20 protein-coding genes are annotated in these 23,812 nt (G+C 62.6%); 11 read left to right on the forward strand and 9 right to left on the reverse strand.

What is annotated here, in order from left to right; translation table 11 throughout:
* Window positions 1-94 precede the first annotated feature (94 nt).
* The 8 genes from fdhD to PFEN_RS29260 all read left to right on the forward strand — a co-directional run bounded on the left by fdhD (window position 95) and on the right by PFEN_RS29260 (window position 10,037).
* Window positions 95-934: a formate dehydrogenase accessory sulfurtransferase FdhD gene (gene fdhD, locus PFEN_RS29225; RefSeq protein WP_191490045.1), complete on the forward strand. Its 840-nt coding sequence runs from the start codon at window positions 95-97 to the stop codon at window positions 932-934.
* Window positions 931-3,279 (forward strand): FdhF/YdeP family oxidoreductase, encoded by a 2,349-nt coding sequence (locus PFEN_RS29230; RefSeq protein WP_191490046.1) that lies wholly within the window; start codon window positions 931-933, stop codon window positions 3,277-3,279. Before fdhD ends, PFEN_RS29230 begins: the two co-directional genes overlap by 4 nt.
* Before the next feature lie 205 nt (window positions 3,280-3,484).
* Window positions 3,485-5,488, forward strand: coding sequence for a LodA/GoxA family CTQ-dependent oxidase (locus tag PFEN_RS29235; protein ID WP_191488874.1), 2,004 nt, complete (start codon window positions 3,485-3,487; stop codon window positions 5,486-5,488).
* Between the two features lie 3 nt (window positions 5,489-5,491).
* Window positions 5,492-6,571, forward strand: coding sequence for an NAD(P)/FAD-dependent oxidoreductase (locus PFEN_RS29240; protein WP_191490047.1), 1,080 nt, complete (start codon window positions 5,492-5,494; stop codon window positions 6,569-6,571).
* Between the two features lie 206 nt (window positions 6,572-6,777).
* Window positions 6,778-7,242 carry a glycine zipper domain-containing protein gene (locus tag PFEN_RS29245; RefSeq protein WP_191488866.1) on the forward strand — a complete coding sequence of 155 codons (465 nt, stop codon included), beginning with the start codon at window positions 6,778-6,780 and terminating at the stop codon, window positions 7,240-7,242.
* Between the two features lie 649 nt (window positions 7,243-7,891).
* A complete protein-coding gene (locus tag PFEN_RS29250; RefSeq protein ID WP_191488871.1) occupies window positions 7,892-8,209 on the forward strand; it encodes an STAS domain-containing protein in 318 nt (105 codons plus the stop codon).
* A gap of 88 nt (window positions 8,210-8,297) precedes the next feature.
* Window positions 8,298-9,110, forward strand: a complete 813-nt coding sequence (locus PFEN_RS29255; RefSeq protein ID WP_191488870.1) for a CheR family methyltransferase — start codon at window positions 8,298-8,300, stop codon at window positions 9,108-9,110.
* A 270-nt stretch (window positions 9,111-9,380) separates the two neighbouring features.
* Window positions 9,381-10,037: a response regulator transcription factor gene (locus tag PFEN_RS29260; RefSeq protein ID WP_191488868.1), complete on the forward strand. Its 657-nt coding sequence runs from the start codon at window positions 9,381-9,383 to the stop codon at window positions 10,035-10,037.
* On the opposite strand, the gene PFEN_RS29265 is transcribed toward PFEN_RS29260, so the two are convergent.
* Together PFEN_RS29265 and PFEN_RS29270 are read right to left on the reverse strand one after the other, a co-directional pair.
* A complete protein-coding gene (locus PFEN_RS29265) occupies window positions 10,022-10,450 on the reverse strand; it encodes an acyl-CoA thioesterase (protein WP_191488869.1) in 429 nt (142 codons plus the stop codon). The two genes, PFEN_RS29260 and PFEN_RS29265, sit on opposite strands and share 16 nt — an antisense overlap.
* A 14-nt stretch (window positions 10,451-10,464) precedes the next feature.
* Window positions 10,465-11,409, reverse strand: coding sequence for an alpha/beta hydrolase (locus PFEN_RS29270; protein ID WP_191490048.1), 945 nt, complete (start codon window positions 11,407-11,409; stop codon window positions 10,465-10,467).
* Window positions 11,410-11,519: 110 nt separating this feature from the next.
* Between PFEN_RS29270 and PFEN_RS29275 the strand changes: the two genes are divergently transcribed.
* Entirely contained in the window at window positions 11,520-12,107 is a 588-nt protein-coding gene (locus PFEN_RS29275; protein WP_224771083.1) for a DUF6436 domain-containing protein, read from the forward strand.
* Window positions 12,108-12,313: 206 nt separating this feature from the next.
* On the forward strand, window positions 12,314-14,680 hold the full coding sequence (locus PFEN_RS29280) for a penicillin acylase family protein (RefSeq protein ID WP_191490050.1): 2,367 nt from the start codon (window positions 12,314-12,316) through the stop codon (window positions 14,678-14,680).
* 39 nt (window positions 14,681-14,719) lie between these two features.
* Here the strand turns inward: PFEN_RS29280 and PFEN_RS29285 are convergent, their stop codons facing one another.
* Complete coding sequence (locus PFEN_RS29285; protein WP_191490051.1) at window positions 14,720-15,685, reverse strand: GlxA family transcriptional regulator; 966 nt, start codon at window positions 15,683-15,685, stop codon at window positions 14,720-14,722.
* A 307-nt stretch (window positions 15,686-15,992) separates the two neighbouring features.
* Here PFEN_RS29285 and PFEN_RS29290 point away from each other — a divergent pair, with 307 nt between their 5' ends.
* Complete coding sequence (locus tag PFEN_RS29290) at window positions 15,993-16,634, forward strand: HD domain-containing protein (protein ID WP_191490052.1); 642 nt, start codon at window positions 15,993-15,995, stop codon at window positions 16,632-16,634.
* A 191-nt stretch (window positions 16,635-16,825) separates the two neighbouring features.
* On the opposite strand, the gene PFEN_RS29295 is transcribed toward PFEN_RS29290, so the two are convergent.
* The 6 genes from PFEN_RS29295 to PFEN_RS29320 form a co-directional block, all read right to left on the reverse strand.
* On the reverse strand, window positions 16,826-17,716 hold the full coding sequence (locus PFEN_RS29295) for an ABC transporter permease subunit (protein ID WP_191490053.1): 891 nt from the start codon (window positions 17,714-17,716) through the stop codon (window positions 16,826-16,828).
* Window positions 17,713-18,606 carry an ABC transporter permease subunit gene (locus tag PFEN_RS29300; RefSeq protein ID WP_412071497.1) on the reverse strand — a complete coding sequence of 298 codons (894 nt, stop codon included), beginning with the start codon at window positions 18,604-18,606 and terminating at the stop codon, window positions 17,713-17,715. Before PFEN_RS29300 ends, PFEN_RS29295 begins: the two co-directional genes overlap by 4 nt.
* 14 nt (window positions 18,607-18,620) lie before the next feature.
* The gene (locus tag PFEN_RS29305; RefSeq protein WP_191490055.1) at window positions 18,621-19,763 is read right to left on the reverse strand and encodes an ABC transporter ATP-binding protein; all 1,143 of its coding nucleotides are present in this window, start codon (window positions 19,761-19,763) and stop codon (window positions 18,621-18,623) included.
* A 72-nt stretch (window positions 19,764-19,835) separates the two neighbouring features.
* Complete coding sequence (locus PFEN_RS29310; RefSeq protein WP_191490056.1) at window positions 19,836-20,930, reverse strand: polyamine ABC transporter substrate-binding protein; 1,095 nt, start codon at window positions 20,928-20,930, stop codon at window positions 19,836-19,838.
* Window positions 20,931-21,126: 196 nt separating this feature from the next.
* On the reverse strand, window positions 21,127-22,236 hold the full coding sequence (locus PFEN_RS29315) for a polyamine ABC transporter substrate-binding protein (protein WP_191490057.1): 1,110 nt from the start codon (window positions 22,234-22,236) through the stop codon (window positions 21,127-21,129).
* 175 nt (window positions 22,237-22,411) lie between these two features.
* Complete coding sequence (locus tag PFEN_RS29320) at window positions 22,412-23,776, reverse strand: aspartate aminotransferase family protein (protein WP_191490058.1); 1,365 nt, start codon at window positions 23,774-23,776, stop codon at window positions 22,412-22,414.
* Window positions 23,777-23,812: the final 36 nt, after the last annotated feature.

The raw sequence follows: 23,812 nt of genomic DNA on the forward strand, positions 1-23,812 counted from the left end.
GACGCGCTCTATCGGCACATCAGTACTAGCGATTAGACGCGACCCTTTGTCGCGCCTAATCTTGACACTGGATACTCCGCCGGTAATGCCCCCCATGAACCCCAAGGATCCGGTCTGCGCGCTGCCTGCCACCTCGACGGCCGCGCCCGCCGCCAGCCAGAATTACCAGTACAGTGACCTCGGGCGCAGCGAAAGCGCCGAGACGGCACTTGCCGAAGAAGTGGCCCTGGCGATCGCCTACAACGGCATCAGCCAAGCGGTGATGCTGGTCACGCCCACGGACCTGGAAGACTTTATCGTCGGTTTCAGCATTGGCAGCGGCATCATTGCCGACGCCTCGGAAATCTACGACCTGAAACTCAGCGGCAACGGCTCGGCCCAGTATGCCCAGGTGGAAATCGCCAGTCGTGCCTTCTGGAACCTCAAGCAGCAACGCCGCCAATTGGCCGGGACCAGCGGCTGCGGCCTGTGCGGCGTGGAAGCGCTGGAGCAGGCGCTGCCCGAACTCAAGGTACTGCCCGGCGCGCCTCTGCCGCCGGTTGCCTGGCTCGATGACCTGCGCCAGCGCATCAGTGCGTTCCAGCCCCTGGGGCAATATTCCGGGGCCGTGCACGCCGCCCTGTTCATGAACGACCAGGGCGAACTGCTGCTGGGCCGTGAAGACATCGGCCGCCATAACGCCCTGGACAAGTTGATCGGCGCGCTGATCCGCCAGAACATCCCGACCCGCGGCGGCCTGGCAATTGTCACCAGCCGCTGCAGCCTCGAATTGATCCAGAAAGTCCTGCGCGCCGGCATCCAGACTCTGGTCAGCCTGTCATCGCCCACCGGCCTGGCCCTGCAATGGGCGCGCCGACACAACCTCAATCTCATCCACCTGCCGCAAAAGAATGCGCCGCGGGTCTATAGCCCTGCGATGGAGAAACCCGCGTGAGCAATCATCAACAAGCCGACCAGCCCCCCACCCCGCGCTACAAGCCCTACAAAGGCGCGGCCGGTGGTTGGGGCGCGCTGATCAGCGTCGCCCAGGCCTGGCTGACCAGCGATAACGCGCTGAAGAACCTGCGCATGATGCTCAAGACCAACCAGAACGGCGGCTTCGACTGCCCGGGCTGCGCCTGGGGCGACTCGCCGGAAAGCAGCATGGTCAAGTTCTGCGAAAACGGTGCCAAGGCGGTCAACTGGGAAGCCACCAAACGCCAGGTGGATGCGGCGTTCTTTGCCAAGCACAGTGTCACCTCGCTGTTCGAGCAAAGCGACTACTGGCTTGAGTACCAGGGCCGCCTGACCGAGCCGATGCGCTACGACCCGCTCACCGACCGCTACCGGCCGATCAGTTGGGAGGCCGCTTATGCCCTGGTCGCCAAGCACCTGCTCAATCTGGACAGCCCCGACCAGGCCGAGTTCTACACCTCGGGCCGGGCCAGCAACGAAGCCGCGTACCTGTATCAGCTGTTCGTGCGAGCCTTCGGCACCAACAACTTTCCCGACTGCTCGAACATGTGCCACGAGGCCAGCGGCGTGGCCCTGGCCCAGAGTGTCGGGGTGGGCAAGGGCACGGTGACTTTTGACGACTTCGAACACGCCGACGCGATTTTCGTCTGGGGCCAGAACCCCGGCACCAACCACCCGCGGATGCTCGAACCGCTGCGCGAGGCGGTGAAACGCGGCGGCCAGGTGGTCTGCATCAACCCACTCAAGGAGCGTGGCCTGGAGCGTTTCCAGCACCCGCAGCATCCGCTGGAAATGCTCACCAACGGCGACAAGCCGACCAACACCGCCTATTTCCGCCCGGCCCTGGGCGGCGACATGGCGCTGCTGCGCGGCATGGCCAAGTTCCTACTGCAATGGGAACGCGCGGCCCAGGCGGCGAATGGGCCGTCGGTGTTCGACCACGACTTCCTCAACGAACACACCGCCAATATCCTCGACTACCTGGCCGCCATCGACGCCACCTCCTGGGAGCAGATCGTCGCGCAATCGGGCCTGCCCCTGGTGGAGGTCGAGCAGGCGGCGCGGATGTACGTCAAAGGCAAGAACGTCATCATGTGCTGGGCCATGGGCATCACCCAGCATCGTCACTCGGTGGCGACCATCCAGGAAATCACCAACCTGATGCTGCTGCGCGGTAATGTCGGCCGGCCTGGCGCCGGCTTGTGCCCGGTACGTGGCCACAGTAACGTGCAGGGCGATCGCACCATGGGCATCAACGAGCGTCCAGCGGAGGCATTCCTCGATGCCCTGGAACGACGTTTCCAGTTCAAGGTGCCACGCCACAACGGCCATAACGTGGTCGAAGCCATTCACGCCATGCTCGAGGGGCGGGCCAGGGTGTTTATCGGCCTGGGCGGCAACTTCGCCCAGGCGACCCCGGACAGCCCGCGGACTTTCGAAGCCCTGCGCAACTGCGACCTGACCGTGCAGATCAGCACCAAGCTCAACCGCAGCCACCTAACCCACGGCAAGGAAGCGCTGATCCTGCCGTGCCTGGGCCGCACCGACATTGATCTCCAGGGCAAAGGCACCCAGGCCGTCACCGTCGAAGACTCGTTCAGCATGGTCCACGCCTCCAATGGCCAGTTGCAGCCACTGTCGAAACAGATGCGCTCGGAACCGGCGATCATTGCCGGCATCGCCGCCGCCACCCTGGGCGCCAACCCGGTGGACTGGCACTGGCTGGTGGCCGACTACGGACGCATCCGCGACCTGATCGCCGACACCATTCCCGGTTTCAAGGACTTCAATCAGCGCCTCCAACAGCCAGGCGGTTTCCACCTGGGCAACGCCGCCGGTTCACGCCGCTGGAACACCCCGTCGGGCCGGGCGAACTTCCGCGCGAACGGCCTACCGGCCGACTTGATTCATGAGCGCACCCACGCCACCGGCAAGAAACCGGACCTGATCCTGCAATCGATGCGCTCCCATGACCAGTACAACACCACCATCTACGGTCTCGATGACCGCTACCGTGGGGTCAAGGGCCAGCGCGACGTGTTGTTTGTCAATGAGGCGGACATCATCCGCCTGGGCTTCAAGCCGGGGCAGAAGGCTGACATCGTTTCGCTCTGGGAGGATGGCCGCGAGCGCCGGGTCAAGGGTTTCACCTTGCTGGCGTTCGATATCCCCGCCGGACAGGCTGCCGCCTACTACCCGGAAGTGAACCCGCTGGTGCCGTTGGAAAGCATCGGCGACGACAGCCATACACCGACCTCCAAGTTCGTCGCCATTGTCCTGGAGCGGGCCAGCGAAACCGGACTGATCATGGCCAGAGCGAGTTGATAGCCCCTCGGAGCGCTCTATAACCCATGCTTCGGATCGCCACCGCGGCAATAGCAAAAGGCCATTCGACAAACTGATGGCCCTTTACTAGAGTCTGCGGACGGTGCTCTTCATCCATTCATTCGAAAACGATGGCCGGCACCCGACCAGGGACCCTGCCCACCAGCAGGTCCTGTCCTCCCAGCACGGATTGCGGAGAGCATTCATGTCGATCACACCCGGTCATACCACGCACCACCACGGCGACACCCCTTCCCTCGCCAGCAAAGACAATCGCATCGTCAGCGCCGCGATTCACCCTGCCATCGGCGTGGCGCGGGTCGGCAACAGCGAGTCGGAATACTTTGTCGGGCCCCAGGTCACCTCCCCGCGCCCCGAGCCCCTGGGGTTCTACCGCGATGCCCAGGGCGCGTTGAAGCGCCAGGCCGCCGAGTTCCGGATCTATGGCTATAACCTGGCCGGAGAAGTGGTCGCGGAACTGACCGCTGAAAACGCCGACATCGTCTGGTCGGCCCATGTCGCCAACAGCAAGGCGCAGTGGTTTCAATGGCAATTGGCGATGGACATCCCCGAAGCCGCCAGCGTGGTGCTCCCCCTGCGCAATGCGACAGTCACCGGCGCCCAGGCCCGGAACGAACTGACCATTGACGGCGGCCTGCAGCACATCAGCGGGGCCAATGCCTCAGGTGTCGAATTCAACGGAACATTCCAGGGCACGCCGGTCTACCTCGGCGAATTGCTCACGGACGCTCAGGGCCGCCTGCTGTTTCTCGGCGGGCGCGGTGTTTCGGCTTCGCCCAAAGACACACCGATCTTCAACCCGGCCGACGACAACAGCTTCATCAACGCCGACGGCTGGTACGACGATACCTCGGACGGTTCGGTCAGTGCCCAGGTCAGCATCGGCGGGCGCGCGATCCCGGTGGAATCGGCCTGGGTCGTTACCGCGCCGCCGAACTATGCACCGCAGGTCAAGAGCGTGCGAACGCTGTACGACCTGACCTATGACCTGTTTATCCAGGCCGGTTGGCTGAAGGCCCCAACCACTGTCTCGTTCCGCCACGACGTCTACCCGATCCTGCAACGCCTGTCGGGCCTGCAATGGGTCAACCAGGGCTTTGCCACCCAATTCGGCCACAGCGGCCCCTACAACTTCGAGGACCCGGCGTTCATCGCCAAACTGGCCCGCAAACCCTTACCGAACAACTACGACCTCTACGCTGAAACCCGCCGCCAGATCCTCAACAGCTTCCGCCTGCCCCAGCCGACCGACAGCAATCCGCTGCCCTGGCCGTGGATCTATGGCGACTACATGGAGCTAGCGGACAACCCGAGCCCACGGCAGAATGCCTCGATTACCCAGACCCAGTACCTGGCCCTCAGCCGTTGGGCGGACGGCCACTTCGAAGCCGACTGGTCCAACGATCCACCGCCGGGGCACTTGGACTCGGTACCCTTGGCTGAACAACCGGCGATGCTCGATCGCGCGGCCCTGGACTTCTGCCTGGCCGATGCCTTCCACCCGGGCTGCGAAATGACCTGGCCGATGCGCCACCTGCCGCTGTACGCCAAGCCCTGGCGCATTCGCCAGCGGCCGGCCGGTAGCGCGCAACCCGACTACGGAGCAACCCTGGACCAGACCCAGGCACTGGCCATCGGTGGCCCTTTGTACGGACAGGCCCCCGGCGATCTGAACCGCTGGATGGGTCTGCCCTGGCAGGCCGACACCGCTTATTGCCGGGGTGGGTACGACACCGCCTATAACCCGTTCACCGCGACCTTCTGGCCGGCCCGGGTACCCAACCAGGTGCTCAGCGACGCGGATTACGCTCAGGTCGTCGACCCGGCCCTGCCGCCCGAATCACGCCTGGATGCCTTTGTCGATCGGAGCAACTGGAACGCACCGCTGCTGGTCGACGGCCCGGGAACCGACACCGCCGCACAGATGCAAGCCATGGTGGATATCTTCGGCTCCATGGGGTTGCTGGAAGTCCGGGCAGGTATCGCCAACAGCCCGCTGTATCCCGACACCATGATGGTTGCCAGTTATGGGCCGGATATCCCCACCGACGAGACACTCGCCGGCCAGCCGTTGCTCGCCGCGACCGCTACCGCAAGCACTCGACGGGTGTCGAGGGGCGCCAACTTCAGCAGTCCGGAAGAGGCCGCACAGGCGCACGCACTCAGGTCCCGGCGTCGTTCGGACTAGATGGTGCGCTACGACGTAGCCATTGTCGGCGGAGGCCCCGCCGGCTCGGCGACCGCGATCACCCTCGCCCGCCTCGGCTGGCGGGTGCTGTTGGCCGACTCGACAGCCCCCGGGCGCTTTCGGGTCGGCGAAGGTTTTCCGCCTTCGGCGCGCTCGCTACTCAATGACCTGGGGGTGCTCGACGGTTTTCTTGCCGCCGGGCATCGCCGCAGCTACGGCAATGTCTCCGTGTGGGGCTCGGACGAGCCGCACATGGACGACTTTATCTTTCACACCCATGGCCAGGGCTTTCAACTGGACCGTGCTGTTTTCGACAGCCAACTACGCGCGGCGGCGCGACAGCTCGGGGTATCGGTTCACGAATCCACCCGACTGAGCCAGACACCCGACGAGGACGGCTTCCGCCTGAGTCTGGCCCGTGACGGCCAGGAACAGCCGGCCCACTGCCGCTGGCTGATCGATGCCGGAGGTCGCCCGGCAGTGTTCGCACGCCAGCAGGGCGCGCAGCGCCTGAGCGATGATCGGCTGGTGGCGTTCTACCTGTTGCTACACAGTTCGCAAGGTACCGACCAAGATGGCCGGACCCTGGTCGAGGCCGTCGAGAACGGCTGGTGGTACAGCGTACTGCTGCCGTCGAGAGAACGACTGGTGACCTACCTCGGCGATCTCGACCTGCTTGATCGCCAGCAGCTGCTGAACGGCGAAGGCCTGTGGCGGCAGTTGGCAAAGACACGCCTGTTGTCGTCGCTGTGCCAGGCGCACGACTATCGCCCTGGCACCTCGGTCCACGGCATGGACGCCAGCAGCGGGCGGCTCTCGGTGTTCCACGGCTTACGTTGGGCGGCCGTCGGGGACGCGGCCTTGTCTTTCGACCCGCTGTCCTCGCAAGGCATTGCCACCGCACTGTACTGCGGCCAACACTGCGCCCAGGCAGTACATGCCGCGTTGCAAGGCGACCCTGCGGCACTACCAGGCTATGCCGAGCTACTGACACGGATCTATGCCGCTTACCTGGACAACCGGCAGCAGTTCTATGGGATGGAAAAACGCTGGAGCGAATCGATTTTCTGGAACCGACGCTAGGCCTTGAACAGCCCTTTCAGCTGCGCGGGACGCGCAAAATGAGTGTGTTCAAGCGACATGGGACTGACTTAGACCAACTAAGTTCCCCAGTAAAAACAGTAAGTTATGATTTTGTATACAACTCGTGTTATTCGTCGGATTTCGATTGTAACGTTTCCCACACAAGCCTCAGGATCGCGCCGTCATCCCTTTGAGGCTCCTCTCGCATGAAGTTCTCGTCGATTCTCTTGTTGTCCCTGAGCCTGGCCAGTGGCTTTGCCTGCGCCGGTGGAACCGCCGAAGCCGGTATCGGCGGCGCGCTGGGCGGGGTGCTCGGCTCGGCCGTCGGTCAGTCCCTGGGCGGCAACACCGGCTCGACCATCGGCGCGGCCCTGGGTGGTGCTGGCGGTAGTGCGGTGGGCGCGAACAAACACAGCCGTGGCGAAGCCGCCATCGGTGGTGCCCTAGGCGCCGCCGGCGGCAACGTGGTCGGCCGCAGCATGGGCGGTACCAATGGCAGCCTGATCGGCGCCGCCGCTGGCGGCGGCGCGGGTGGCGCGCTGGGCAACTACATGGGTAACTCCAGCGATCGCGAAGGCGGCCATTACCGTGGCGACCGCCGTGACTACCGTGGCGAACATCGCGGTCACGCTTATGGTCATCGCAAGCATCGCCGGCATTGGGACGACTGACCGTCCGTAACAGGGGGGGACGTCTCCCCCTGCTTTCGCTCCCAGAGGGCATGGCAGGACGAGCGGCAAAGAAGCCGTCCGAGCCGCTGTTCGAACGAGTCGCCGAATTACAAACCATTACATCTTTTCTATCACCCAACCTTAAGCCAAATTCCTAGAAGCCGCCGATTAGAGCTTTGCTGCCATGACCTCAGCAGCCAGCGTGATTGTTGAACAAAGGCTCTGATACCTAGCGGGGCAGTCAGTTTAAAAAACCGTTCCAGCCGCAAAAAACCAGGTCGCCTGCCTCGTCGGATTAAGGGTTATCCCGATATTGACATCAATATGCTACCTATATGATCCGCCGACCTTGAGCTATGCAATGGAAGCAGGAGATGCGGATCTATCTTGGAGTCTGGCCAGGCATCGGGCCAAGTACTGTCGGGCGGTACTTCAGGCAGTCCCTTCTCAACGGCACACCTGATCATTGTCATGGTGATCGCCCTCGCCTTGCGTGTCACACCACGTTCGACCGTTGCAGCAAGCCCTCCCCTTACGCCAGTGCCCGATACCGACCTCGACCGGTACACATGCCAGCCCGTGTTCATCCCGGGTCAGAGCCCGGACGAATAGTGGACGGCCGTGAACACGTTGCCGGGATGATCTCGCCATGTTCTCACTGAGCCTCGCCAAGCACGACACCCCGGCACAACTGCATCTGACGGGCAACCTGAGCGGGGCCGAGGTCAGCGCCGCCCGCGATCAGTTGCTCGGCCTGCTGCCGTTGCCGGCAGGGCCCTGGCAGCTGGACCTGGGCGGTCTGAACGAACTGGACAGCAGCGGTGCGCAACTGCTCCTGGCGATTCAGCGCGCCCTGTCGTCCATCGACCAGCCGACCACCGTGTCGCGGGTCTCGCCCGCGGTGCACGAACAGCTGAGGCTGCTGAACCTGGAATCGCTGTACCCCGCCGCCCCGAACGAGGACTGACCGATGCCCAGTGGCGAACAATGCAACCCGCCGCCATCCCTGGCCCCTATCCGCCAGCTCGGCCTGGCTGTGGCCCAGGACAACTGAAATGTCCAGCGAGCTCACGCCGCCGCCCCTCGGCGACAGCGAATTCCGCCGTCTGCAAAAGCTCATGGCCGATGCCTCGGGAATCGTCCTGGCGCCGAACAAGAGGCCGTTGATGGCCGAGCGCCTGACCCAGCGCCTGCACCATTACCGGCTCGACAACTACGCCGACTACCTGCGTCTGCTCGACCAGCCACCGAATCTCAATGAGCGACGGCTGGTGGTGGAGCTACTGATCAGCAACGAAACCTATTTCTTCCGTGAGCATCCGCACTTCGACTATCTCGGCAGTTGGCTGGCCGCTCGACAAGCACCGTTGAAATGCTGGAGCGCGGCCTGTTCCTCCGGCGAAGAAGCCTACAGCCTGGCCATGGTCGCCCAGGAACATTTGCACAACGGCGATTGGTCGGTCCTCGCCAGCGACCTGAGCCTGAGCGTGCTGGAGAAGGCCGGCGACGGCATTTACAACATGGCCCAGGCGAAATATTTTCCTCAGGGCTGGCTGCACCGCCATTGCCTCAGTGGCAGCGGTGACATGAGTGGCTACTTCCGGGTCCAGGCGGTCCTGCGCGAGCGGGTCAGCCTGCGGCAGATCAACATTGTCCGACCACTGCCCGATGACCTGGGGTTGTTCGACGTGATCTTCCTGCGCAATGTGCTGATCTATTTCAACAATGAGGAAAAGCAGCGCATCGTACAGCGCCTGGTCAGCCAATTGCGTCCCGGCGGGCTGCTATTCATCGGTCATGCGGAAAGCATCCACGGCCTCGACGTGCCGGTGCGGCTGCTCAGTCCCGCCGTCTACGAACGCCTATGAAGCCGTTGCTGTTTCTGCACCCCGGCGGCGACTTGCCCGGTCGGCGGCCGTGTGACCATCCGGCTCGCAGTTATCACGTGACGGCTTGGAGACGGCCCTCGTTCAACACGGCACTCGACGGCCCGCCGGCCTGACGGCACAAGCCTTCGGTGGACGTATTGTTTCGTCAAGTGGCCAGATATAAGGCATCCGGCCCTTGACCCCGACATAAACCACCGCAGCACGCCGAGGCGGCTGCGCCCTTTCCTTTGCGTCATTGGGCTTGAGCTTATGCTTTGTCGAATACTGCTTGCCGACGATTACCCGCTGTTTCGCGCGGGTATCAAGGCACTGCTGGAAAAACAACAAGAATACGAAATCGTCGGCGAAGCGGGCGATGGTCAGGCGGCGATCGAACTGGCTTCGCGGCTCAAGCCGGATATCGTGTTGCTGGACATGTCCATGGAGCGCATGAACAGCGTGGCGGCGCTCAAGGAGCTGTCGCTACGCGCGCCGCGCAGCAAGGTGCTGATGCTGTCGATGCACACCGACAGCCACTTCGTGATGAAGTGCCTGCAACTGGGGGCCCACGGCTACCTGCTGAAGAACGCCACGGTGCTGGAGCTGGAGCTGGCGCTCAAGGCCTTGCGCCATGGCGGCCAGTACCTGTCCTCGGCCGTGGTACCGCTGGTGGTCGACCAGGCGGTGCGCCAGACCCACAGCCAACCGATCCGCGCCCACCAGGTCGCGCTGACCGCCCGGCAACTGGAAATCCTCAGACTGATCGCCCGGGGCGAGAGTACCCGCTCGATCGCGGTCGGACTCGGCCTGAGCATCAAGACCGTGGAGGCGCATCGCTCGCAGATCATGCACCGACTACGGATTCACGATATTGCCGGCCTGGTACTGTTCGCGGTGCGCGAAGGAATCATTCAGCTCAACGACTGAAGCGCCTCGCGCAGGGCGGCGGGGATGGTCGCCGGCTGGTTCGAGGCGCGATCGACGAATACGTGAACAAAGCGCCCGGCCGCGCAGGCGTCGTCCTCACCGGCCTTGAACACGGCCAGTTCGTATTGCACCGAACTGTTGCCCAGCTTGCCGACCCGCAGGCCGATCTCGATGCGCTCGGGGAAGGCGATCGAGGCAAAGTAGTCACAGGCCGAACTGACCACGAAGCCGACGACTTCGCCGTCATGGATATCCAGGCCGCCCTGTTCGATCAGGTAGGTGTTCACCGCCGTGTCGAAAAAACTGTAGTAGGTGACGTTGTTCACGTGACCGTAGACATCGTTGTCATGCCAGCGCGTGATGATCGGCTGGAAGTGGCGATAGTCGGCGCGTTGCGGCAGGCGGTCGGTCATGGTGGGCTCCTGGGTCATGGCTGCAGGTGCTCGCTGAGAAAGCGCAAATAGCGCTCGCGATAGGCCGGGATTTCATTGGCCAGGTGGTGCCGGGCTTCGGCCAACAGCAGTATCTCGGGGCGGTCGAACTTGCTCCGTAGCACGGCGAGGTTATGCGCCCAGTCGACGGTCATGTCGGCCTGCCCTTGTACGATCAAAGGTCGTCGCGGGCTTTTCGCCGCCGACTCGATAGCGGGGATCCAGCGCGCCAGGGCACCGACCCAGGCCGTCGGCAGACGTTGCGGTTGCAACGGGTCGGCGAGCAGGAACGGCATGAACGCCGGGTCGTTGGTGTTCTCGCTGAAGCGCCGGGCGATGCCGTTGACGAAGGGCTTGAGCAGGTAATAGCTGAGCTTCGACCAGCCCCAGGCTCGCGGCCGCACCAACGGCGACAGCAGGATCACCTGACCCTGGGCCGGGCTGTCGCCACCGTGCCTGAGCAGATGGTCGATGACGATCGCGCCGCCGGTACTCTGGCCGAACAGGTGCCAGGGTTGCGGCAGATCGAGGCCGCGGGCCTCGTTGAACAGGCCCTGCAATGCCTGCTGGTATTGGGCGAAGTCGTCGATGCTGGCCCGCTCGCCACTGGACAGGCCATGGCCCGGCAGGTCGCAGGCAATCACCGCGAAGCCCTGGTCCAGCGCCCAGTCGACGATATGGCGGTACAGGCCCATGTGGTCGTAGAAACCGTGGAGCAGGAACAGCGTTGCCACCGGCGACGCCGGCAGCCAGAGCTGGCTGACCAGCTCGAAGTCGCCGCAGTTGAAGCGGCCCAAACGGCTGGCGGCGGGCGGATTACGCTGGGGCAGGTCCAGGCCGTAGAAGCGCTGGTAGGCCCGCGCCTCTTCCGACAAGGGCTGCGCCGCGACCAAGGGTCGCAGGCTGGAACGCAGGGAATCGGCGGCAAAGGTGACGGGCATAGGCTTTCCAGGCAAGGACACGACAACACCAAAGGCGTTTCACAGACCTGCGATATTCATCTGTCAGGGCAGGCATGGCAAGCTACGCGACCTTCGAGGACCGAATCGCCATGCCCCAGATACGTCACAAGACATTACTCGCCGGTCTGCTCGCCGCGATCTGCGCGACAGGCCTGTGGTTCGCCTATGCGTGGTTCCAGGGCCGCTATATCCGCGCCTTCAGCGAGCAGACCGCGCTATTCGCCGGTGACAGCCTGAGCCTGCCGGCGCAATTGGCCGGGCCGGGCAAGATCCGCCTGGTGCACTTCTGGGACCCGACCTGCCCCTGCAATGTCGGTAACCAGCAGCATTTGAGCGAGTTGATCGAGCGTTTCGCCCCATTGGGCGTCGAGTTCTACTCGGTGCAGAAACCCGGGACCCACGGCCAGTTGCCAGCCGCCTTGAGTTCGATCCAGGCGCTACCCGGCCTGCCGGGGGCCGAGCAGTTGACGGTCAGTCCGGCGGTGGCGATCTGGGACCGCGCCGGCAAGCTGGCTTACTTCGGCCCCTACAGCCAGGGTGCCACCTGCAATTCCAGCAACAGCTTTATCGAGCCGATCCTGCAGGCGCTGAGCGAAGGCCGCGCGGTGAATGCCACCCATAACATGGCGGTGGGCTGCTATTGCCCGTGGCTGCCGCCCCAACACAATCCCTTGTAAGGCACAGTACCTGTCGGAGCGGAGCTTGTCCGCGAAGCCTTTAGCGGTCTCACGGTCCTCTTCGCGGGCAAGCTCCGTTCCCACAAGGTGTACCGCGCAGGCCGAACCGGACTTTTTACAGTAATCGCCCGTCCAGCCGATGCATCCGCATACCCTCCTGTGCTAAACCTTCCCCGCCCAGTCCCGGCAGCCACAAGGATTCATGCATGAAACGCAGCCTGACCGTTCTCGCCGTCCTGATCGCCGCCATTGCCGGGGGTGGGTTGTGGTACGTCCAGAGCAAACAGCCGATGCGTCAGGGTCAGGTCACGCTGCAGAACCTGCAAGGACCGGTCACGGTGCGCTACGACGACCGTGGCGTGCCACATATCCGCGCCGAAAACGAAGCCGATCTGTACCGCGCCCTGGGTTACGTGCAGGCCCAGGACCGACTGTTCCAGATGGAAATCATGCGCCGTCTGGCCCGCGGCGAACTGGCCGAGGTGCTCGGTCCCAAACTGGTGGACACCGACAAGTTGTTCCGCGGCCTGCGCATTCGCGAACGCGCCGACCAGTACGTCGCCCAACTCGACAAGCAATCCGCCAGCTGGAAGGCCCTGCAAGCCTATCTGGACGGCATCAATCAGTATCAGGCCACTCATGCCAGGCCCGTGGAGCTCGATCTTCTCGGCATCGACAAGCGACCGTTCAGCGCCGAAGATACCATCAGCATCGCCGGTTACCTGGCCTACAGCTTCGCCGCCGCCTTTCGCAGCGAGCCGCTGCTGACGTATGTGCGCGACACGCTCGGCGCCGACTACCTGAAGGTGTTCGACCTGCAATGGCGCCCCCAGGGCATGCTCGCCACTCCGACAGCGCTGGCCGATGCCGATTGGAAAAACCTCGGCGCCCTGGCCCGACTGAGCGACCAGGCCCTGGAACACGCCGGCCTGCCGCAGTTCGAAGGCAGCAACGCCTGGGCGGTTTCCGGCAGCCGGACCAAGAGCGGCAAGCCGTTGCTGGCGGGCGATCCGCATATCCGTTTCTCGACGCCTTCGGTCTGGTACGAGGCGCATCTCTCGGCCCCGAATTTTGAGCTGTATGGCTATCACCAGGCGCTGGTGCCCTTCGCCTTCCTGGGCAACAACCAGGCATTCGGCTGGAGCCTGACCATGTTCCAGAACGACGACCTCGACCTGATCGCCGAGAAGACCAACCCGGATAACCCCAACCAGGTCTGGTACCACGGCCAGTGGGTCGAGATGACCAGCAGCCAGCAGCAGATCGCCGTCAAGGGCCAGGCCCCGGTCACCGTGACCCTGCGCCGCTCGCCCCACGGCCCGATCGTCAATGACGCCCTGGGCGCCAATGGCGGAACCCAGCCGATCGCAATGTGGTGGGCCTTTCTCGACACACCGAACCCGATCCTCGAGGCCTTCTACGAGCTCAATCGCGCCGACACCCTGGACAAGGCCCGCACGGCCACGTCGAAGATCCAGGCCCCTGGGCTCAACGTGGTATGGGCCAATGCCAAGGGCGATATCGGCTGGTGGGCGGCGGCGCTGCTGCCCAAGCGCCCGGTCGGAGTCAACCCGGGCTTTATCCTCGACGGCGGCAGCGGCGATGCCGACAAGGATGGCTTCTACCCGTTCAGCGCCAACCCCCAGGAAGAGAACCCGGCGCGCGGCTATATCGTCTCGGCCAACGCCCAGCCGGCGTCGCCCACCGGCATGGAGATTCCTGGTTACTACAACCTCGCCGATCGCGGCCAGCAGTTGAACCGGCAATTGAGCGACAACAGCGTGCGCTGGGGCCTGGAAAACAGCCAGAAACTGCAACTGGGCACCACCACCGACTACGGCCCGCGCCTGCTCAAGCCGCTGCTGCCGGTGCTGCGCGAAGTGGTGAAGGACCCGGCGCAGCTGAAGCTGGTGGAACAGTTGGCGCTGTGGAAAGGCGACTACCCGATGAGCTCCACCAACGCCACGCTGTTCAACCAGTTTCTCTATGACCTGACCTATGCAGCGATGCACGACAAGCTCGGCGCTGACTACTTCAATGCACTGCTGAGCACCCGCTTGGTCGATGCCGCCCTGCCACGCCTGGCCGCCGATGAGCGCTCGCCGTGGTGGGGCAAGGGGCGCGCCGAGACGGTCAAGATCGCCTGGCAGGCCAGCATCGCGCACCTCAAGAAGCTCTATGGCGACGATCCCGCTGGCTGGGTTTGGGGCCAGGCCCATACCCTGACCCATGAGCATCCGCTGGGCCGCCAGAAGCCGCTGGACTGGCTGTTCAACGTCGGACCGTTCGATGCCCCGGGCAGCCACGAGGTGCCGAACAATCAGTCGGCGAAGATCGGCCCGGCGCCTTGGCCGGTGACCTATGGGCCGTCGACCCGCCGACTCATTGACTTCGCCGACCCCGAGCACAGCCTGACCATCAACCCGGTGGGGCAAAGCGGGGTGTTGTTCGACAAGTATTACGACGACCAGGCCGAGACCTATATCGAAGGCGGCTATGAGCAGGTGCGCCTGGATGAAGTGGAGGTGGCGGCCAATACCCGTAGCGTCCTGAAACTGCTGCCGGCCCGATAGAACACTATGGCGTAGGCGTCCTCCGAGACAACAGCTGATTCAGACCAGGCCTGCAAAATGCCGCCGAAACTGCTGTGGCGTCACACCCAGGCGGCGCTGGAACACACTGCGCAGATGGTGCGCGTCGCGAAAACCGCACTCGTAGGCCACGGTCTTCAATGGCGCGCCGCCGCTTTCCAACATCACCCGCGCCGCATCCACCCGCGCCCGTTCGACGAACTCCGCCGGGGTCACCTGCGCCTCGCGGGCAAACACTCGGGAGAAATTCCGCGCACTCATGTTCACCGCCCGCGCCAATTCGGCAATGCTCAAATCTCCGCTCAGATGCGCCAACACATACTGTTGCACCCGAGCTACTGGCGACGCGGCCTCGGCATAGGGCGCCAGGTAAGGGCTGAACTGCGACTGCCCACCCGAGCGCTGGGTGAATACCACCAGCCGCTTGGCGACCTTCAGCGCCACCTGCGCACCGTGATCCTGTGACAGCAGGTACAACGACAAATCAATACCCGCCGTCACCCCCGCCGAGGTGAACAGCCGCTCGTCCTGCACATACAAATGATCGGCCTCGACCCGCGCCGCCGGGCACAACGCCGCCAACGCCGACGCATCACTCCAGTGGGTGGTCACCATACGCCCCTCGAGCAGTCCGGCCCGGGCCAGCATGAAAGCGCCGTTGCAGATCGAACCGAAGCGTTCGGCACGGGCGCTGGCCGCGCGCAGCCAGGCATGAAAAGCCTCACCGAAATCCAGCCCCGGCAAGCTCGGCCCGCCGGCACACAGCAACAGGTCATAAGGTTCCGTGGCCTCGCTGAAATGCCGATGCGCCTGGATCGCCAGGCCGTTGGAGCAGGCCAGCCAGCCGCGCTCGACGCCGATCACTTCCAGCCGGTACTGGGCGTCAGGGGACAGGAAGCCGTTGGCTTCGGCAAAGACGTCCATGGGTCCGCTGATATCCAGGGCCTGGACGCCGGGGAACACCACCACGGCAAGGGTTCGGGTCATAGGGCGGGCCTCGCTGCCAATCAACCAAGGTTAAACGCGATCCCCTGGGAGCCGGCAAGCCCTGCTCCTGCAGGGAGCACAGTGTTTTCGAGAGTTCGCTTCCAACACTAGACCCTATGGGGGTCGGTCTTACGGTAACGCAAGCCTCCCGCCGATGCGACAGCCGCCTCTCTCGCGTACACGCGCTGGCGCTAAACCCGCCCGGCATGGCTGGATTCGCCACCTTGTGTCGATTGTTGCCATCCGCCCCCGACGCCAGACTGAACCCATCAGCGCCATCCGCGCGCACCCCAGAGGAAATCTCGACATGAGCAACAACATCGCCGGCATCAAGATCCCCGACAGCACCCTGGCCAAGGCCACCACCGAATACATCCGCGACGTGGAAAACGATCTGCTCTACCACCACTCGCGCCGGGTCTTCCTGTTCGGCGCCCTGAGCGGCGAGCGCAAGCAACTGGCCTACGATCCGGAGCTTTTGTATGTGGGCGCGATGTTCCACGACCTCGGCCTGGTGGAAGGCCATCGCAGCGATGACGAACGTTTCGAAGTCGACGGTGCCAACGCGGCCAAGGCATTCATGCAGCCTTATGGGCTCTCGGACGACGATATCGAACAGGTCTGGCTGTCGATTGCCCTGCACACCACACCGGGGGTGCCACAGCATCTGCGCCCGACGGTAGCACTGGTCACGGCCGGGGTGGAAATGGATGTGCTGGGGATGGATTACGCGGCCTTTCCAAGCGCCCAGCGCGAAGCGGTGGTGCATGCGCACCCACGCGGCGAAGGGTTCAAGGAGTGCATCATCTGCGCGTTTGCCGAGGGGCTGCGCCATCGTCCGCTGAGCACTTTCGGCAACGTGAAGACCGATGTGCTGAAGGACAAGGATGCGACCTTCAAGCCGATGAATTTTGTGGAGGTGATTCGGCGTTCGCCTTGGGCTGAATAAGCCCCGGGAACATCGTGGCTAGCGCACGGAGTTGTCGGCGGTCTTGAGGGCCTCTTCGCGGCGGTGCGGCGTCCCGACAAGCTCCACTCCCACAGGGGCTCGTGGCCGTACACAAAAATCAGGTACGACTCAAAACCCTTGTGGGAGCGGAGCTTGTCGGGACGCCGCACCGCCACGAAGCCCTTGCGGACCTACACGGTCTCCGCCACCGGCGCCCGTCGCACGTCCGGCTGTTTCCAGGAGTCCGCCGCGCCTTCCTCGATCGCCTGCTGGATGGCTTTCCTGCGGCGCTCTTCGGCTTGGCGGCTGAAGTACCAGACCAGGAAGGTCACCAACGACACCGCCAACAGAATCAGGCTGGCCACGGCATTGATCTCCGGCTTCACGCCCAGGCGCACCGCCGAGAACACTTCCATCGGCAAGGTGGTCGAGCCCGGCCCCGAGACGAAGCTGGCCAGGACCAGATCATCGAGGGACAGCGCAAAGGACATCATGCCCCCCGCCGCCAACGACGGCGCGATCATCGGGATGGTGATCAGGAAAAACACCTTCCACGGTTTGGCCCCCAGGTCCATGGCCGCCTCTTCGATGGACAGGTCCAGCTCACGCAGACGCGCCGACACCACCACCGCGACATAGGCCGCGCAGAAGGTCGTGTGGGCAATCCAGATGGTGACGATGCCACGCTCCTGGGGCCAGCCGATCAATTGGGCCATGGCCACGAACAGCAGCAACAGCGACAGACCGGTAATCACTTCCGGCATCACCAGGGGTGCCGTCACCAGGCCACCGAACAGCGTGCGCCCCTTGAAGCGGGTGACGCGGGTCAGGACGAATGCCGCCAGGGTTCCCAGCGCCACCGCGGCCACCGCGGTGTAGCAGGCGATTTCCAGCGAACGGGCCACCGAGCCCATCAGTTGGATGTTGTCGAGCAGGCCGACGTACCACTTGATCGACCAGCCGCCCCACACCGTCACCAGCTTCGAGGCGTTGAACGAGTAGATCACCAGGATCAGCATCGGTGCGTAGATGAACAGCAAACCCAGCACCAGCATCAGGCTTGAAAAACTGAAGCGCTTCATTCTTTGCCCTCCATTTCCTTGGCCTGACTACGGTTGAACAGAATGATCGGCACGATCAGGATCGCCAGCATCACCACCGCCAGCGCCGAGGCCACCGGCCAGTCACGGTTGTTGAAGAACTCTTGCCACAGCACTTTACCGATCATCAGGGTTTCCGGACCGCCGAGCAGTTCGGGGATCACGAACTCACCCACCACCGGGATGAACACCAACATGCAACCGGCGATGATGCCGTTCCTGGACAGCGGCACGGTAATCTTCCAGAAGCTGTTGAAGGTGCTCGAGCCCAGGTCCGAGGCGGCCTCCAGCAGACTCTGGTCGTGTTTCACCAGGTTGGCGTAGAGCGGCAGGATCATGAACGGCAGATAGGAGTAGACCACCCCGATATAGACCGCGAGGTTGGTATTGAGAATCTGCAGCGGCTCGCTGATCAGCCCGGTCCACAGCAGGAACGCATTCAACAGCCCGTTGTTGCTGAGAATCCCCATCCAGGCGTAGACGCGGATCAGGATCGCGGTCCAGGTCGGCATCATGATCAGCAGCACCAGCACGGTCTGCACTTCCTTGCGCGCCCGGGCGATGGCATAGGCCATCGGGTAGCCGATCACCAGGCACAGCAGCGTGCTGAAGAAGGCCATCCGCAGCGAACCGAGATAGGCCGCCAGGTACAGGTCGTCGTCCCCCAACATCGTGTAGTTGCCGAGGTTGAGCATGATTTGCAGCTTCTGTTCGACGAAGCTGTAGATCTGGGTATAGGGCGGAATCGCCACGTCCGCTTCGGCGAAGCTGATCTTCAGGACGATGAAGAACGGCAGCATGAAGAACAGGAACAACCACAGGAAGGGAATCCCGATGACCGCGTGGCGGCCACTGGGGGTTATTCGTCGCATCAGGGATTTTAGTTTCATGAACGCAGTACCACGCCGCTGTCGTCTTCCCACCACACGTAGACTTCATCACCCCAGGTCGGACGCTGGCCCTGGCGCTCGGCGTTGGCGACGAACGACTGCACCAACTTGCCGCAAGGCAACTCGACATAGAACACCGAGTGGCCGCCCAGATAGGCGATGTCGTGAACCTTGCCCCGCGACCAGTTGTACTCGCAGGTCGGCTGTACCGGGGTCACCAGCAGTTTTTCCGGACGAATCGCGTAGGTGACATGCTTGTCCTGGACCGAGGTGGTGACACCATGGCCGACGTAGATGTCGCGCTCCAGCTCCGGGCTGGCGATCCGCGCGTAACCTTCGGCGTCATCCACCACTTCACCTTCGAAGATGTTGACGTTGCCGATGAACTCGCAAACCAGGCGGCTGGTCGGGGTTTCGTAGATGTCGATCGGGCTGCCGATCTGGGCGATCCAGCCCAGGTGCATAATGGCGATCCGCTCGGCCATGGTCATGGCCTCTTCCTGGTCGTGGGTCACCATGACGCAGGTCACACCAACGCGCTCGATGATCTCGACAAGCTCAAGCTGCATTTGCGAGCGCAGCTTCTTGTCCAGAGCACCCATGGGCTCGTCGAGCAACAACAGCTTCGGCCGCTTGGCCAGGGAACGGGCCAGCGCCACGCGCTGACGCTGGCCGCCGGACAGCTGGTGCGGTTTGCGCTTGGCGTACTGGCTCATTTGCACCAGCTTGAGCATCTCGGCCACGCGGGCGTCGATCTCGGCCTTGGGGATCTTGTCCTGTTGCAGGCCGAAGGCGATGTTCTGCGCCACGGTCATGTGCGGAAACAGCGCGTAGGACTGGAACATCATGTTGATCGGCCGCTCATATGGCGGCAGATCGGTAATGTCGACGCCGTCGAGGTAAATTCGCCCTTCGGTCGGGCGCTCGAAACCGGCGAGCATGCGCAGCAAGGTGGATTTACCCGAGCCCGATCCGCCGAGCAGGGCGAAGATCTCACCCTTCTTGATTTCCAGGGACACATCGTCCACGGCAATCGTCTCATCGAACTTCTTCGTGACCCGGTCGATTTTGACCAGTACCTGTTTAGGTGTCTGGTCGCCCTCGAGGGCTTTCTTATAGGCGCCGGAGGCAACTGCCATTTGTAAAACTCCCAACAAGATTTGGCCGCCGGGCCTGAGTGACCCGGCTTTGGATGGTTCGACCCACGGGCATCATCGGCCCGACTTGACCTTGGTCCAGCTGCGGGTCATCAAACGTTGGATTTTCGGGGGTAGCTCAGCATTGACGTACAGCTTGTCCAGTACCGCTTGCGATGGGTAAACCGCTGGGTCGGTACGCACGGACTGATCCATCAGAGCGCCAGCCTTTGGGTTCGGGTTGGCATAACCGACATAATCGCTGACCTGGGCAATCGCTTCAGGTTGCAGCAGATAATTGATAAAGGCGTGAGCCTCCTTGACGTTGCCGGCATCCCGGGGGATCGCCAGCATGTCGAACCAGAGGTTGCCGCCTTCCTTGGGAATCACGTAGGCGATGTTCACGCCTTTCTTGGCTTCTTCAGCCCGTTTCCTGGCCTGGAAGATGTCGCCGGAAAACCCGGCCGCCACGCAGATTTCGCCGTTGGCCAGGTCGGAAATGTACTTGGCCGAGTTGAAGTAGGTGATGTAAGGCCGGACCTTCAGCAGCTTCTCTTCGGCCTGCACGTAGTCTTTTTCGTTGGTGCTATTGGGACTCAGACCCATGTAGTTGAGCACCGCCGGCAGCATCTCATCGGCGGAGTCGAGGAACGCCACGCCGCAACTGGAGAGTTTCTTGATGTTCTCCGGCTCGAACAGCACCGCCCAGGAATCGATCTTGTCGACGCCCAGCGCCGCCTTGACCTTCTCGACGTTATAGCCGATGCCGTTGGTGCCCCACAGATAAGGTACGGCGTACTGGTTGCCCGGGTCGTTCTTTTCCAGGCGTTTCATCAGCGCCGGGTCGAGGTTCGCGGAGTTGGGCAGCAGCGACTTGTCGAGCTTCAGGAACGCGCCGGCCTTGATCTGCTTGCCGAGGAAGTGGTTGGACGGCACGACCACATCGTAGCCGGTGTGGCCGGCCAGCAACTTGCCTTCCAGGGTCTCATTGGAATCGAAGACGTCATAGACCGGCACAATACCGCTGGCTTTCTGGAAATCGGCCAGGGTGGTCTGCCCGATATAATCCGACCAATTATAAATATGCACGGTCGGCGCCGCCTGCGCGCTGACCGCCAAGGTCAGGCCTACGCCCGCCAGCATGGCGTTGCGAAATAAAGAAATAAACAAGTGAAGGTCCTCTAAATAGTTGGGCCTGAGTTGCCCGTGTCACGCGGCTGATAAATAGCCCGACAACAAAACCGGCACGCAACTTACCCTCGATAAAACGTTCCAGCAAAGTTTTCCGTTGATTCAATTCATACAAGATTCAATCCGCGGGAGCTGCCAAAGACCGCACAGCTCCCGTGGCTTGTCTCAAATCGACTTATTTACCCGATTTGATCTTGGTCCAGCTGCGGGTCAGCTCGCGCTGGGTCGCGGCAGGCAGGTCGGCAATGGCATAGAGCTTGGCCTGCACATCCGCCGGCGGATAGATGCCCGGGTCGCTGGTAATGCTCTTGTCAACCAAGGCGGTTGCCTTCTCGTTACCGTTCGGGAAGCGCACGCTGTCGGTGATCGCAGCCATGACTTCCGGCCGCAGCAGGTAGTTCATGAACTTGTAGGCACCCTCGACGTTTTCCGCGTCTTTAGGAATGGCGACCATGTCATAGAAGCTGCCCGCGCCTTCCTTCGGAATGGCGTAGCTGACTTTCACCTTGTCACCGGCCTCGGCCGCGCGGGACTTGGCCTGCTGGACGTCACCCGAGTAACCGACGGCGATGCAGATGTTGCCGTTAGCCAGGTCGGAAATGTACTTGGACGAGTGGAAGTAGGTGATCGAAGGACGAATCTTCAGGAACAGATCCTCGGCCTTCTTGATGTCTTCCTTCTTCTGGCTGTCGGTCGGCAGACCCAGGTAGTGCAGGGCCACCGGCAGCATTTCGGTCGGCGAATCGAGGAAGCTCACGCCGCAGCTCTTGAGCTTGGCGAGGTTCTCCGGCTTGAGCACCACGTCCCAGGAGTCGATCTTGTCCACGCCCAGCGCGGCCTTGACCTTCTCCGGGTTGTAGCCGATGCCGATCGAGCCCCACATGTATGGGAATGCGTGTTTGTTGCCTGGGTCGCTGACCGAGACGGCCTTGAGCAGCGACTTGTTCAGGTTGTCGTAGTTGGACAGCTTGGACTTGTCCAGCTCCTGGTAGACACCGGCCTTGATCTGCTTGGCCAGGAAGTTGTTGGAAGGTACGACAATATCGTAACCGGACTTGCCGGCCAGCAACTTGGCTTCCAGGGTTTCGTTACTGTCGAATACGTCGTAGACCACCTTGATGCCGGACTCTTTTTCAAAGTTGGCAACAGTGTCTGGTGCGATGTAGTCGGACCAGTTGTATACGTGCAGCACCTTGTCGTCCGCGTGGGCGGCACCGGCCATCGCACCCGCCAACGACAGGGCGAGGAGAGTATTGCCGGCTACTTTCTTACCTAATGCCTTCATGCGTCATGCTCCAATTATTCTTTTTAACCCGCTGTTCGGCAGCCGATTCCCGGGCAACTCGAAACAGTGAGGCTAGTCTGGCAAGATCCAAGGCCGCCTTTCAAGAAAAGGCCGCCCTTTCTGATTACTCTGAGCGAAAGCACCTACACCGTGCTTCCGGCTCAGAGCCTAGCACTTAGCCCTGCAACGCACTCAGGGTCAGATCCAGGCACTTGCGTGCCTTGGCCACCAACTCGTCGATCTCGGTTTTGCTGATCACCAGTGGCGGCGCGATGATCATGGTGTCGCCGACGGCACGCATGATCAGTCCATTGTCGAAGCAGAACTGCCGGCAGATCATGCCGACGCCTTTTCCTTCATACCGCGCACGGGTGGCCTTGTCCTTGACCAGTTCGATGGCCCCCAGCAGACCCACACCGCGAACTTCACCCACCAGTGGGTGATCGTTCAGTTCCCTCAGACGCTTCTGCAAATAGGGTGCCGTTTCGTTGTGGACGCGTTCGATAATTTTTTCTTCGCGCAGAATACGGATATTTTCCAGGGCCACGGCAGCCGCCACCGGATGCCCGGAATAGGTGAAGCCGTGGTTGAAGTCGCCACCCTCGTTGAGCACCGCGACCACTTCGTCACGCACGATCAGGCCACCCATGGGGATGTAACCGGAGGTCAGGCCCTTGGCGATGGTCATCATGTGCGGCTTGAGGCCATAGAAATCGCTACCGAACCACTCACCGGTACGACCGAAACCACAGATCACTTCGTCGGCGACAAAAAGAATGTCGTACTTGGCGAGGATCTCCTTGATGCGCGGCCAGTAGCTGTCCGGCGGCACGATGACCCCGCCCGCGCCCTGGATCGGCTCGGCGATAAACGCCCCGACGTTGTCGACACCCAGTTCCAGGATTTTTTCTTCCAACTGGTTGGCGGCCCAGACCCCGAACTCTTCCGGGCTCATCTCGCCGCCCTCGGCGAACCAGTATGGCTGCGGGATATGGACGATGCCCGGGATCGGCAAGTCGCCCTGTTCGTGCATGTAGGTCATGCCGCCCAGGCTCGCGCCAGCCACGGTGGAGCCGTGATAGCCGTTCTTGCGACTGATGATGACCTTCTTGTTCGGCTGGCCCTTGATCGCCCAGTAGTGGCGGACCATGCGCAGCATGGTGTCGTTGCCTTCGGAGCCGGAGCCGGTGAAGAACACGTGGTTCATGCCTTCAGGGGCTATCTCGGAAATTACCTTGGCCAACTCCAGTACCGGCGGGTGGGCGGTCTGGAAAAACAGGTTGTAATAAGGCAGCTCGCGCATTTGCTTGCTGGCGGCGTCGGCCAGTTCATCGCGACCGTAGCCGATGGCCACGCACCAGAGGCCGGCCATGCCGTCGAGGATCTGGTGGCCTTCGCTGTCCCAGAGGTAAACGCCCTTGGCGTGCGTGATGATGCGCGGGCCCTTGACGCTCAATTGCTTGAAGTCGCTGAAAGGGGCCAGGTGATGATCACGACTCAGGTCTTGCCATGCACGGGTTTGCGGGTTGTTGCTGGTCATACGGTTCTCCTAGATTCCAGTAAGAGCGCGGTCTTC

The sequence above is a fragment of the Pseudomonas sp. FEN genome (genome assembly GCF_904067045.1).
Lineage (GTDB): Bacteria > Pseudomonadota > Gammaproteobacteria > Pseudomonadales > Pseudomonadaceae > Aquipseudomonas.

Bases quoted from the DNA above. Each gene is read 5' to 3' on its own strand.
- fdhD (WP_191490045.1), top strand. From the start codon at position 95: ATGAACCCCAAGGATCCGGTCTGCGCGCTGCCTGCCACCTCGACGGCC.
- PFEN_RS29235 (WP_191488874.1), top strand. From the start codon at position 3,485: ATGTCGATCACACCCGGTCATACCACGCACCACCACGGCGACACCCCT.
- PFEN_RS29245 (WP_191488866.1), top strand. From the start codon at position 6,778: ATGAAGTTCTCGTCGATTCTCTTGTTGTCCCTGAGCCTGGCCAGTGGC.
- PFEN_RS29250 (WP_191488871.1), top strand. From the start codon at position 7,892: ATGTTCTCACTGAGCCTCGCCAAGCACGACACCCCGGCACAACTGCAT.
- PFEN_RS29255 (WP_191488870.1), top strand. From the start codon at position 8,298: ATGTCCAGCGAGCTCACGCCGCCGCCCCTCGGCGACAGCGAATTCCGC.
- PFEN_RS29260 (WP_191488868.1), top strand. From the start codon at position 9,381: ATGCTTTGTCGAATACTGCTTGCCGACGATTACCCGCTGTTTCGCGCG.
- PFEN_RS29265 (WP_191488869.1), bottom strand. From the start codon at position 10,450: ATGACCGACCGCCTGCCGCAACGCGCCGACTATCGCCACTTCCAGCCG.
- PFEN_RS29270 (WP_191490048.1), bottom strand. From the start codon at position 11,409: ATGCCCGTCACCTTTGCCGCCGATTCCCTGCGTTCCAGCCTGCGACCC.
- PFEN_RS29275 (WP_224771083.1), top strand. From the start codon at position 11,520: ATGCCCCAGATACGTCACAAGACATTACTCGCCGGTCTGCTCGCCGCG.
- PFEN_RS29280 (WP_191490050.1), top strand. From the start codon at position 12,314: ATGAAACGCAGCCTGACCGTTCTCGCCGTCCTGATCGCCGCCATTGCC.
- PFEN_RS29285 (WP_191490051.1), bottom strand. From the start codon at position 15,685: ATGACCCGAACCCTTGCCGTGGTGGTGTTCCCCGGCGTCCAGGCCCTG.
- PFEN_RS29290 (WP_191490052.1), top strand. From the start codon at position 15,993: ATGAGCAACAACATCGCCGGCATCAAGATCCCCGACAGCACCCTGGCC.
- PFEN_RS29295 (WP_191490053.1), bottom strand. From the start codon at position 17,716: ATGAAGCGCTTCAGTTTTTCAAGCCTGATGCTGGTGCTGGGTTTGCTG.
- PFEN_RS29300 (WP_412071497.1), bottom strand. From the start codon at position 18,606: ATGCGACGAATAACCCCCAGTGGCCGCCACGCGGTCATCGGGATTCCC.
- PFEN_RS29305 (WP_191490055.1), bottom strand. From the start codon at position 19,763: ATGGCAGTTGCCTCCGGCGCCTATAAGAAAGCCCTCGAGGGCGACCAG.
- PFEN_RS29315 (WP_191490057.1), bottom strand. From the start codon at position 22,236: ATGAAGGCATTAGGTAAGAAAGTAGCCGGCAATACTCTCCTCGCCCTG.
- PFEN_RS29320 (WP_191490058.1), bottom strand. From the start codon at position 23,776: ATGACCAGCAACAACCCGCAAACCCGTGCATGGCAAGACCTGAGTCGT.